Genomic DNA, 12,135 nt, shown 5'->3' with positions numbered 1-12,135 from the left:
CAAGATGAAATTCGTGCGTACATTGCTGGCCGTTTCACTGGCCATGGCCGTCGCCGCTCAGGCACAGGCCGCTGTTTCGGCTCAGGAGGCCGCCAAACTGGGCAGCAGCCTGACCTTGGTCGGCGCTGAAAAAGCCGCGAATGCCGACGGCTCCATACCCGCCTATTCGGGCGGCCTGAGTACCCCGCCGGCCAGTTTCAAGACCGGTGACAGTATGCGTCCGGATCCCTTTGCCGATGAAAAGCCGCTGCTGGTGATTGATGGCAAGAATGTCGATCAGTACAAGGGTGAACTCACGGCGACCAGCGCCGAACTGGCCAAACGTTTCCCGACCTTCCATATCAATGTCTATCCGACCCACCGTACCGTCACGCTACCCAAGGCCGTGCTGGATAACGGTGTGAAAAATGCCACTGGGGCCAAGTCCCTGGAAGGCGGGTTGGCCATCGATAACGTGCTGCCCGGCGTGCCGTTTCCGATTCCACAGACGGGCAATGAGGCCATGTGGAACTTCCTGCTGCGTTATCAGGGGGTCAGCATCAGCTCCAAGTACGACTCCTGGAACGTCGATTCCGCCGGCGTTGCGAGCCTGGCCATCACCGGGCAAGCGTTCATCTCCTATCCGATCTACGAAAACCTGGAGAAGCCGATCGGCAGCACCGACGTGTATTACCAGATGAAGCTGTCTTACACCGGGCCCGCACGCCGGGCCGGCGAGGCCGTGATGCTCAAGGACGCCGCCAACCCGTTGCAACAGCCACGCCGCGGCTGGCAGTACCTGCCAGGCCAGCGCCGGGTCAAGCTGGCGCCGGATCTGGCCTACGACACGCCTAACCCTGGCACCGCTGGTGCGGGCACCTATGACGATGTCTTTGTGTTCAACGGTGCATTGGATCGTTACGACTGGAAGCTGGTGGGCAAGCAGGAAATGATCGTGCCCTACAACACCTACAAGCTGACCTACGCCCAGGACCCCAAGTCACTGACCACCGCCAATCACCTGGCCCCCGACTATGTGCGCTGGGAAAAGCACCGGGTCTGGGTGGTGGAGGGCACCCTCAAGGCCGGCGCTCGGCACATCTACCAGAAGCGTCGCTTCTACCTGGATGAAGACAGCTGGACCGCTCTGGCTTCCGACGAGTACGACGCCCGCGGCCAGTTGTACCGTGGCTCCTTTGCGTTCCTCAGCCAAAGCTATGACAAGCAGATCCCGGACTCCACGCCCTTCATGATCTATGACCTGGTCGGCGGCTCCTACAACATCAACGGTGTGGTAGGGCCCTACGGCGGTATCAAGTACATCGAGCCGCTCTCCAAGGCGCAGTGGTCGCCGGAGTCGCTGGCCGGTAGCGGCATTCGCTAAGCGCACGACGACAACACGTCCTTCCGGGCCACTGCTGACAAGGCAGTGGGCTGGTGCGTGGTTGTTCGTCTGGGCGGCGAAGTTTGAACGTCGGACTGCACGGTTGTGTGTTCCTGCGCAGCTTTTCGAAGAGGACGCGGTATGTGTTCGTGTAAAAAATACCTGCAACTGGCCCTGGGCGCGCTGTTTGTGCTGTTGCAGGGCGTGGCCCAGGCGGGCGCTTACGTCGATGTGCTGGATCTGCCGGCCCGAGCCAGCCCTCTGGCGCTCAGCAGCCCGTTGTTGGGCGTGGCGCGCGCCGGTCTGCGCTTGGTTACGGTCGGGCAGCGTGGCCACATTCTCTATTCCGACGATTCCGGCAAACACTGGCAGCAAGCCGCGGTGCCGGTGAGCGCCGATCTCAGCGCGGTGAACTTCCCGTCTGCACGGCAGGGCTGGGCGGTGGGCAACGACGGCGTGGTCTTGCACAGCAGCGACGCCGGCGCGACCTGGCACAAGCAACTGGACGGTCGCCAGATCGGCGCCTTGCTGGTCGAGCACTATGGGGCATTGGCCCGTGCCGAACCGGGTAACCCACAATGGCCGTTGCTGGCCATCGAGGGCCAGCGGCTGGTGGAGCAGGGCGCGGACAAACCCTTGCTCGACGTCTGGTTCGCCAACGACAACCTCGGCTATGTGGTCGGTGTGTTCAACCTGATCCTGCGTACCGAGGACGGTGGCCAGACCTGGACCCCGTTCCAGGATCGCACCGACAACCCCCAGGGCTTTCACCTCAACGCCATCGCGTCCACCGGCGACGGGCTGTATATCGCCGGGGAACAGGGCCTGTTGCTCAAGTGGGATGACACCCGTCAGCGCTTCGCCGCGGTGCCGACGCCCTATCAGGGCAGTTTTTTCGGTGTGCTCGGCAAACCTGGCGAAGTGCTCGCCTACGGCTTGCGCGGCAACGTGTGGCGCAGCACCGATGGCGGCCTCAGTTGGATCCCGCTGGACAGCGGCCTGCACATCAGCATCACCGCCGGCATTGTCGACGCCAGTGGTCGTTACCGCTTGTTTACCCAGGGCGGGCAGATGTTGCTCAGCCAGGGGAGCGGCGCGGACATGCGCCTGGTGCGCGAGCCCGTGCCGCTACCGGTGGCCGGCGCCGTCCAGGCGGTCAATGGTGTCCTGGTGGTGGTGGGCAACCGTGGTGTCCAGGCATTGCCCGAAGAATAAGACCTCGAACCCTTAGAGCGAGAACCCAGACATGGGCACTATCAAGCAAGACACCATGCCGGTGATCCGAGACGTGCGTGACTTCGACCGCCGTTCCGGCAATCGCCTGGAACGGCTGGTGTTCAATCATCGCCCGTTGTTCATGCTGCTGATGGCCCTGGCCACGGTGGTGCTGGGCTACATGGGCGCAACGCGCCTGGAACTGCGTCCCAGCTTCGAGAACATGATTCCTCGCAGCCAGCCGTATATCCAGAACTTCCTGGAGAACCGCCAGTCGCTGCGCGGCCTGGGCAACTCGGTGCGGGTGGTGATCGAGAACACCCGGGGTGACATTTTCGACCCCGCTTACCTGGACGTGCTCAAGCAGGTCAATGACCAACTGTTCCTCGCCGAAGGCGTCGACCGCGCCTGGATGAAATCCTTGTGGAGTCCGGCGGTGCGCTGGACCGAAGTCACCGAAGACGGTTTCCAGGGTGGGCCGGTGATGCCCGATACCTATGAGGGCAAACCCGAGCAGATCGAACAGTTGCGCCAGAATATCTCTCGCGCTGGCCTCGTCGGTAGCCTGGTGGCCAGTGACTTCAAGTCGAGCATGCTGGTGGTCCCGTTGCTGGACAAGGCGGTAGCCGGCGGCCGGCCGATCAACTACCAAGCGTTCTCGCAGATGCTCGAAGAACAGTTGCGCGACAAGATCGAATTCGCCGGCGACAGTGCCGCGCGCAAGGCCGGAGAAGAGGGCAAGGGTCCGTACAAAGTCCGGGTGATCGGTTTCGCCAAACTGATGGGTGATCTGATCGATGGTCTGATTCAGGTGATGATGTTCTTTGGCTTGGCCGTGGTCACCTCGCTGGCCATCATTTTCCTCTACACCCGTTGCGTGCGCAGCACCTTGCTGGTGGTCGGCTGCTCGTTGGTCGCGGTGATCTGGCAACTGGGCATCGTCGCCTGGCTGGGCTATGCCATTGACCCGTACTCGGTGTTGGTACCGTTTCTGATCTTCGCTATCGGGGTATCCCACGCGGCGCAGAAGATGAATGGCATCATGCAGGACATCGCCCGTGGCACCCACCGGCTGATCGCCGCACGCTACACCTTTCGCCGGCTGTTCATTGCCGGTGTCACCGCGTTGCTGGCCGACGCCGTGGGCTTCGCCGTGCTGATGGTGATCGACATACCGGTGATCAAGGACTTGGCCATCACCGCCAGTATCGGTGTGGCGGTGCTGATCTTTACTTCACTGTTACTGATGCCGGTGGCGCTGTCCTATGTCGGTGTGGGCGCCAAGGCGGCAGAGCGCGCCCTGAAGATCGACAACCGCGCGGACAGCCATCGGGGCTTTGGCAAACTGTGGGATTGGCTCGACCGTTTCACCACGGTCAAATGGGCCAGGGGCGCCGTCCTGATCGCTCTTCTGATGGGCATCAGCGGCTTCCTGATCAGCCTGCACCTGAAGGTCGGCGACCTTGAAAGTGGGGCGCCGGAGTTGCGTGTCGATTCTCGCTATAACCGTGACAACGCCTACATCACCCATCACTACGCGCTGTCCAGCGACCTGTTCGCGGTGATGATCAAGACACCCGCCGAAGGTTGCCTGAGCTACAAGACGCTGATCCTCGCCGACCGCCTGGCCTGGGAGCTGCAGCAGTATCCGGGGGTGCAGGCAACGGCTTCGCTGGTCAACGCCGTGCGCCAGATCACGGCTGGAACCTATGAGGGCAACCCCAAGCTCAACAGTATCCAGCGTAACCAGGACGTCCTGAACTACGCCGCGCAGCAAGCCTCGGTCAACTCCCCGGAACTGTTCAATACCGATTGCTCGCTGATGCCGGTGATTGCCTTTCTCAAGGATCACAAGGCCCAGACCCTGGATGCGGTGGTTGGCATCGCCGACAAATTTGCCAAGGACAACAGCAGCCCGGATCGCCAGTTCCTGCTGGCGGCCGGAACCGCCGGTATCGAAGCCGCTACCAACATCGTGGTACGCGAGGCCAATCGCACCATGTTGCTCTACGTTTACACGGCGGTGACGCTGTTCTGCCTGCTGACCTTCCGCAGTTGGCGCGCCACGTTGGTGGCGCTGTTGCCACTGGTGCTGACCTCGATCCTCTGCGAGGCGTTGATGGTGGTCATGGGCATTGGCGTGAAGGTGGCGACCCTGCCAGTGATTGCGCTGGGGGTGGGGATCGGTGTCGATTACGCGTTGTACCTGCTCAGTGTGCAGTTGCACTACCAGCGCCAGGGCCTGCCGCTGGCGCTGGCCTACCGCAACGCCGTGGCGTTTACCGGCCGAGTGGTGGGCCTGGTGGGTATTACCCTCGCGGCCGGCGTGGTGTGCTGGGCCTGGTCGCCGATCAAGTTCCAGGCGGACATGGGCATCCTGCTGACCTTCATGTTCCTGTGGAACATGCTCGGCGCCCTGATTCTGATTCCGGCCCTGTCGTATTTCCTGTTGCGGGGGGAGTCGCTTGATCGTCATCCCGTGCCGGAGGCCGCCCCTGCGGGGCACACCGGTGAAACCGCCCCAAGCCAACATCCAGGCCGGGATCACGCCCGGGCCATTGCGGAGTAAGCCTACGATGTCTGATTACAGAGCCCCTTTGCGCGATATGCGCTTTGTCCTCAACGAGGTCTTCGAGGCGCCCACGCTATGGGCCCGGCTGCCAGGCCTGGCCGAGGTGATCGATGAAGCGACGGCCGTCGCGATCCTCGAAGAGGCCGGAAAGCTCAGTGCCGAAGTGATTGCACCGCTGGACCGCAGTGGCGACGAACAAGGCTGCACATGGAGCCGCGGCAAAGTGACCGTCCCGGACGGTTTCGTCGCGGCGTACCGGGCGTTCGCCGAAGGCGGTTGGGTGGGCGTGGGCGGCGACCCGCAGTTCGGCGGCATGGGCATGCCCAAGGCCATTTCGGCCCAGGTCGAGGAGATGGTCAGTTCAGCCAGCCTGTCTTTCGGTCTATACCCGATGCTGACCGCCGGTGCCTGCCTGTCAATCAATGTTCATGCCAGCCAGGCGCTCAAGGAGCGTTACCTGCCGAACCTGTACGCCGGCGTCTGGACCGGCTCGATGTGCCTGACCGAAGCGCATGCCGGCACCGATCTGGGCCTGATTCGAACCCGGGCCGAGCCTTCGGCTGATGGGAGCTACAGGATCAGCGGCAGCAAGATCTTCATCACCGGCGGCGAGCATGATCTGGCTGAAAACATCATTCACCTGGTGCTGGCCAGGCTGCCGGATGCACCTGCTGGCCCCAAGGGCATTTCACTGTTCCTGGTGCCCAAAGTGTTAGTGAATGCCGACGGTTCGCTGGGCGAGCGCAACGCCCTGTCCTGCGGTTCCATTGAGCACAAGATGGGCATCAAGGCGTCCGCGACCTGCGTGATGAACTTTGATGGGGCCGCCGGCTGGATCGTCGATGCGCCGAACAAGGGCCTGGCGGCGATGTTCACCATGATGAACTACGAACGCCTCGGGGTGGGGATTCAGGGCCTGGCGTTGGGCGAGCGCTCGTACCAGAACGCCGTCGAATATGCCCGAGAGCGCATCCAGAGCCGCGCACCAAGTGGCCCGCAGGCCATCGACAAGGCCGCCGATCCAATCATCGTGCATCCGGATGTGCGGCGCATGCTGTTGACCATGAAGGCCTTGAATGAAGGGGGGCGGGCATTTTCCAGCTATGTGGCCCTGCAACTCGATACCGCCAAGTACAGCGAGGACCCGGCAACCCGCTCTCGCGCCCAGGAGCTGGTGTCGTTGCTGACCCCGGTGGCCAAGGCGTTTCTCACCGACATGGGGCTGGAGACCACGTTGCATGGCCAGCAGATCTTCGGCGGCCACGGTTACATCCGCGAATGGGGGCAGGAGCAATTGGTTCGCGATGTCCGCATCACGCAGATCTACGAAGGCACCAACGGTATCCAGTCACTGGACCTGGCCGGGCGCAAGATCGTCGGTAGCGGCGGGGCGCTCTACCGTTTGTTCGCCGCTGAAATCCGCCATTTCACCGCCAACGCCGGCGCTGGACTCGGCGAGTTCTGCAAGCCTTTGAACGCCGCCGTGGACACCCTCGACGAGCTGACGGAGTGGTTGCTGGATCGGGCAACGAACACGCCCAACGAAATCGGTGCCGCCTCGGTCGAGTACCTGCAGGTGTTCGGCTACACCGCTTATGCCTACATGTGGGCGCTGATGGCCCGAGCGGCCAAGGGCAAGCAGGCGGAGGAGGACTTCTACGTCAGCAAACTGGGCACCGCACGTTTCTACTTTGCCCGCCTGTTGCCACGCATCCACTCGTTGAGCGCTTCGCTCAGGGCCGGTAGCGAATGCCTGTACGAGCTGGACGCAACGCACTTCTGATCGAAAGGAAAAGGAACCTCAACCATGATGGCGACAAAAATCATTCCTCCGGCCCAAGGCGCTTATACCTATCCCTTGTTGATCAAGCGATTGCTGTTGTCAGGGGTTCGCTACGAGCCTGGGCGGGAGATCGTCTATGCCGACAAACTGCGCTATAGCTACCAGACGCTCAACCAGCGTATCCGCCGACTGGCCAATGCCTTGACGGCTGCCGGGGTCAAGGCCGGGGACACGGTGGCTCTGCTCGATTGGGACAGCCATCGCTACCTAGAGTGTTTCTTTGCCGTGCCGATGATCGGCGCGGTGCTGCATACCGTGAACATTCGTCTTTCTCCGGATCAGGTGCTCTATACCATGAACCACGCCGAGGATGACCTGGTGCTGGTGCATGATGATTTTCTGTCCTTGATCGAGCCGATCCACGGGCAACTGGGTACGGTCAAAGGTTACCTGCAGCTCACTGACGACACGGCAGCCGAGACGGCTCTGCCGGTGCTGGGTGAATATGAGCAGCTGTTGTCCCAGGCAACGGACCAGTACGACTTCCCTGACTTTGACGAAAACTCGGTGGCCACCCTGTTCTACACCACAGGCACGACCGGGCAGCCGAAGGGGGTCTATTTCACTCACCGTCAACTGGTGTTGCACACCTTGAATGCGGCGGGAACGCTGGGCGCCAGTCTACCGCTGCTACGTTGCGATGATGTGTACATGCCCATCACGCCGATGTTTCACGTGCATGCCTGGGGTGTGCCGTATGTCGCCACCCTGATGGGGCTCAAGCAGGTGTACCCCGGCCGTTACGAACCCAATAGCCTGGTCCGGCTTTATCGTGAGGAGAACGTCACCTTTTCCCATTGTGTGCCGACCATTCTGCAAATGATCCTGGGCTGCGAGGAAGCGGCCAGGACCCGCCTGGATGGCTGGAAAATGCTCCTGGGGGGCAGTGCCCTGACCCTGGGCCTTGCCAGCGAAGCAAGCGCCAGGGGGATTGAGGTGCACAGTGGTTATGGCATGTCGGAAACCTGTCCGTTGCTGTGCACGACTTACCTGCGTGAAGAGGCGCTGGCATTACCCATGCACACCCAGTTGGCCCTGCGCATCAAGACCGGGACGCCGGTGCCGATGGTCGATCTGAAAATCATCGATGCCAGTGGCAATGACGTCGCTCATGACGGTGAGTCCTTGGGTGAGATCGTGGTGCGTGCGCCCTGGTTGACCCAAGGTTACTGGAAGGAACCGGAAAAGGGCGCCGAGTTGTGGCGCAATGGCTGGATGTACACCGGTGACATGGCCTCTATCGACGCCTTGGGCGGGGTGGAAATCAAGGATCGGATCAAGGACGTCATCAAGACGGGAGGGGAGTGGATCAGTTCCCTGGAGCTGGAGAGCCTGATCAGCGAGCATGCGGCGGTCAGGTCGGTCGCGGTGGTGGGCATTGTGGATGAACAGTGGGGCGAACGGCCGATGGCGCTGGTGGTGTGCGAGCCTGGGCAGTATCTCGACCACAAGACGCTGGTGATGCACTTGCAAGCGTTTGTCCTGCAGGGGCGGATCAATAAGTGGGCGATTCCCAAGCAGTTCAAGTTTGTCACCGAGATTCCGAGGACCAGCGTCGGGAAGATCGACAAGAAGCGCATCCGGGAAAGTGAGTTGAGCTGAAGGGCGCATCGAAGGCAGAGGGGCGTCGCCCATTCGAAGTCAATGTGTTCGGCACGGTAGTGGTGACCAAGGCTTTCGTGCCTTACGCGCTACCGTAACGGCAACATGAGTCTGATTCTGATGATGCCGGCATTCTCTCGTCGATATCGGTTGATTGAGTTAAATGAACTTCCGCTCATGCCAAAGGCATTGATACGATGGATTGTTTGGAGTGCCTGTTTTTCTTGGTTTGTTATCTTCTATTTTATTTTCTGTGCGGTGTGGATGTATTTAAAGTATGAATGATCGATAGCGCCGTGTTGGGGGAGAGTTACTACTTCTTACATCGAAGGAAAGCTCTATGCGTGCGCAGGGGATGCAGCTCCGTAACGATCACATGCTCTGCCTTGCATCGGGTCAGAGAGCCCCTTCGACGAGCCTGTACCCATGCGTTACAATAGGCACATGTGCATCTACTGAGGCCTGCCATGTCCCATAAAGACAAGCTCCTATGGCTCATCGAGCAAGCTGACATTACCCAGGCCCGGGCGGCGGAGCTCATTGCTCAAGAAACCAAGCGTCCGTGCAGTGTGCGCAGCGTGCGAGCGTGGCTTGCCGACTCAGAAAAAGCCAGTGCGAGGACCTGTCCAGAATGGGCGATCAACGCACTGGAGAGTCGGTTGCGTTTCCTCAAAATGATTGCTTGAGAGTCGGCAAAAGTGCCTTGTGTGACTGCCCATCGCGATCCATTACACAGCACCCAACGGCCTTGGGGCATCACGCAGTATCTATTCGTTGGCGCCCGAATGACTGGAGACACCGCCCATGCTTAAAAACCTGACGTTCGAAGGTGTTGGCCCTGCTGAAAAGCTCGCCATTGACTTCAAGTCGCGCCTGAACTTCCTGACCGGAGACAATGGCCTGGGCAAGAGTTTCGTGCTGGATATTGCCTGGTGGTCGCTTACCCGTACCTGGCCCAGGGAGGGAATGGCCACTCCCCGCAGGGACGCCAAGCGGTCGAGCATCGCTTACTGCTACGAAGGCAGCACCGGCGATTTTGCCTACAAAAGTGACTTCGACCATGAGGCCCAGCAGTGGTCGGTCGAACAGAGCCGCCCGGCGATTCCGGGGGTGGTGATATACGCGGGAGTGGACGGCAGTTTTTCGGTTTGGGACCCGGCTCGCAACTACTGGAAGAGTGACAAGGGAGAGGCGGCGGCACCGAACCGTCCACGAAGCTTTGACTTCTCGCCTGACGCCGTCTGGAACGGATTGCTCTCCAGCGACGGCAAGACCCAGCTGTGCAATGGGCTGATCAGCGACTGGGTGCTGTGGCAGGAAAGCGGCAAGCCCGCTTTCGACGACTTGGTGAAGGTGCTGGATGCTTTGTCGCCCTCTGGCGTAGAAAAGATGAGACCCGGGGAGCCGATGCGGGTGGGCGACAGCGTCAGGGATATTCCTTCGCTGCGCATGCCCTATGGACAAGATGTACCGCTGACCCAGGCGTCGGCGGGAATGCGCCGTATTGCGGCTCTGGCCTATCTGCTGGTGTGGACATGGCGAGAGCATCAGCTTGCTTACGAACGTTATCGAGTCCCACCGGCAAGAGAGATCATCTTTCTCATCGACGAGATCGAGTGCCATTTGCACCCACAATGGCAGCGTCGAATTGTTCCGGCCTTGCTGAATGTCATGAACGCGCTGACCGGTACCCGTGAGGTGCCCGTGCAACTGTTGGCGGCGACCCATTCACCGCTGGTGCTGGCGTCGGTCGAACCGGAGTTTGACGACAATCGTGATTGCATTTGGGATTTCGACCTGGTCGGGACTGAGGTTCACGCTTCGCTCTTTCCGTACTCGCGCAAAGGGGATGTGAATGCCTGGCTATCGTCCGAGGTGTTCAACCTGAAGGAGCCCAGCTCTGTCCCCGCCGAGGAAGCGCTGGAGCGTGCCCGAGCCTTTTTGCGAGAGGTGGCCTCTCAGCCGACACCACTGACGGCCGAGCAACAGAGCACCTTGGCAGAGATTGATTCAGCGTTACGCGGAAGCCTCAGTGATGTCGATTCCTTCTGGATCCGCTGGAGCCATTTCCGCGAGCAGAAGGTGGGCGGCGCATGATTAGAGTTGAACCCGCGGATGAGCCTCAAAGCTTCAATGAACAGGTCAGGAAACCGGGGCTTCGAGCCATTGCTGAAATGGTGGGGGAGCCGGACTTGCCCAAGCGTAGGGGGCGGCCCAGGAAGAAAGTAGCCGAAACACGAGAAGATATTCCGGGTGATGAGTTTCCGCCATTCTGGACTGAAGCCTTACCGGATTTGATGGAGGCATACGGTCGACTGTGCGCGTACGTCTGCATCTACATCGAGCGTGTCACAGGAGGGGGCTCGGTGGATCACATGCTGCCCAAGTCTCGTGCATGGCAGGATGTCTATGAGTGGCAAAACTATCGACTGGCCTGCACGTTGATGAACGCCCGCAAGAACCACTATCAGGATGTCCTGGATCCGTTCGAGGTCGAAGAAGGATGGTTCCGTCTCGAATTGACCGGCTATCAGGTCATTCCCGGGATTGACCTTGATCCCGCGATCAAGGCTCGTGTGCTCGCCACCATTGAGCGGCTGAATCTGAATGACCGTGACTGCCTGAAGGTTCGTGAAGACTATGCAACCGCTTTTGCGAGTGGCGATATCTCGCTGGACTATTTGCGCCGTCGAGCACCTTTCCTTGCCAGGGAAATCGAAGTGGAGGGAGGCGGCCTGCCGATGTCTGTTCGACAGGACTAGACGCGAACCTGTCTCTTTCTGCTGTCCCCTTTCTGCTTTCTGTGCAGTCATTTCTCCGTGAATTGTTTCCGGCAACCCGTCAGACGCGCCGCGACAGGAGCACCAGGTCGGCCGCTTCCTCAGCGTCTTTGAGGAGCGTCGTGCGCGGCGTGCCCATCTGCGCACGCATGGTCAGCCCACGCGCTAGATCCGTGACTTGGATTGCGCGCGCGGTTACGGGAAAGTCAGACGGGATTTCTCCCGCGCTGATCCCGTCCCGGAAACGGCCTTCCACTAGCGTCACCGCGCCAGCTCCCGCGTTCTGCAGGAACTGCCGGACCTCGGGGTCGTTCACAAGCGGCGCGACGCACACGAGAAGACAGCCTGGGGCAGAACCTTTCTCGGTCGCACTTTCTACGGCCTGCCTCAGGAAGCTGGTGAGCGAGTCGCGAAGAGTCCCTGGCGAGAGGAGGGCTTTGGCTGCGAGAGCGCCTTTCCTCTCCGCATACGCCCTGAGGGTACGCAAGAATATCGTCCGCTTGTCCCCAAAGACGGCATACAGGCTCGGTCGTCCCACACCCATGCCGGCGACGAGATCGTCGATCGTCACTCCGTCGTAGCCCTTCGACCGAAACACCTGGGTCGCCTTTTCCAGCGCCCCCGCTTCGTCGAAGCTGCGCGGTCGGCCCCGCGGCCTAGCTGTATTTTGAATCATTTAGTTCAAAACTCGTTGACAATGGTTGTTTCGCAAATATATAACTGAATAGTTCTAAATTGGCAAGCCGGCTCCGGCTTCGCG

Annotated in this window: 9 protein-coding genes; 8 read left to right on the top strand and 1 reads right to left on the bottom strand. The window is 60.6% G+C overall.

What is annotated here, in order from left to right; translation table 11 throughout:
• Window positions 1-4: 4 nt before the first annotated feature.
• The 8 genes from HX830_RS26345 to HX830_RS26310 all read left to right on the top strand — a co-directional run bounded on the left by HX830_RS26345 (window position 5) and on the right by HX830_RS26310 (window position 11,357).
• Complete coding sequence (locus tag HX830_RS26345; protein WP_103499253.1) at window positions 5-1,363, top strand: DUF1329 domain-containing protein; 1,359 nt, start codon at window positions 5-7, stop codon at window positions 1,361-1,363.
• 141 nt (window positions 1,364-1,504) lie between these two features.
• Window positions 1,505-2,578, top strand: coding sequence for a WD40/YVTN/BNR-like repeat-containing protein (locus tag HX830_RS26340; protein ID WP_177103598.1), 1,074 nt, complete (start codon window positions 1,505-1,507; stop codon window positions 2,576-2,578).
• 31 nt (window positions 2,579-2,609) lie between these two features.
• Window positions 2,610-5,147 (top strand): efflux RND transporter permease subunit, encoded by a 2,538-nt coding sequence (locus HX830_RS26335; RefSeq protein WP_103499255.1) that lies wholly within the window; start codon window positions 2,610-2,612, stop codon window positions 5,145-5,147.
• 7 nt (window positions 5,148-5,154) lie between these two features.
• Complete coding sequence (locus HX830_RS26330; RefSeq protein WP_152739968.1) at window positions 5,155-6,933, top strand: acyl-CoA dehydrogenase C-terminal domain-containing protein; 1,779 nt, start codon at window positions 5,155-5,157, stop codon at window positions 6,931-6,933.
• Between the two features lie 24 nt (window positions 6,934-6,957).
• Complete coding sequence (locus HX830_RS26325; RefSeq protein ID WP_177103596.1) at window positions 6,958-8,595, top strand: fatty acid--CoA ligase; 1,638 nt, start codon at window positions 6,958-6,960, stop codon at window positions 8,593-8,595.
• Window positions 8,596-9,062: 467 nt separating this feature from the next.
• Window positions 9,063-9,281 (top strand): hypothetical protein, encoded by a 219-nt coding sequence (locus HX830_RS26320; protein WP_152739970.1) that lies wholly within the window; start codon window positions 9,063-9,065, stop codon window positions 9,279-9,281.
• A gap of 118 nt (window positions 9,282-9,399) precedes the next feature.
• Window positions 9,400-10,692, top strand: a complete 1,293-nt coding sequence (locus HX830_RS26315; protein ID WP_152739971.1) for an AAA family ATPase — start codon at window positions 9,400-9,402, stop codon at window positions 10,690-10,692.
• Window positions 10,689-11,357, top strand: a complete 669-nt coding sequence (locus HX830_RS26310; protein ID WP_177103594.1) for a hypothetical protein — start codon at window positions 10,689-10,691, stop codon at window positions 11,355-11,357. Before HX830_RS26315 ends, HX830_RS26310 begins: the two co-directional genes overlap by 4 nt.
• 79 nt (window positions 11,358-11,436) lie before the next feature.
• Here the strand turns inward: HX830_RS26310 and HX830_RS26305 are convergent, their stop codons facing one another.
• Window positions 11,437-12,051 carry a TetR/AcrR family transcriptional regulator gene (locus HX830_RS26305; RefSeq protein WP_177103592.1) on the bottom strand — a complete coding sequence of 205 codons (615 nt, stop codon included), beginning with the start codon at window positions 12,049-12,051 and terminating at the stop codon, window positions 11,437-11,439.
• Window positions 12,052-12,135: the final 84 nt, after the last annotated feature.

Origin of the sequence: Pseudomonas gingeri (assembly GCF_013385425.1) — a bacterium.
Classification (GTDB): domain Bacteria; phylum Pseudomonadota; class Gammaproteobacteria; order Pseudomonadales; family Pseudomonadaceae; genus Aquipseudomonas; species Aquipseudomonas gingeri_D.
The sequence above is the reverse complement of the archived record's forward strand: the minus strand, read 5'-3'. Positions and strand labels throughout refer to the sequence as shown.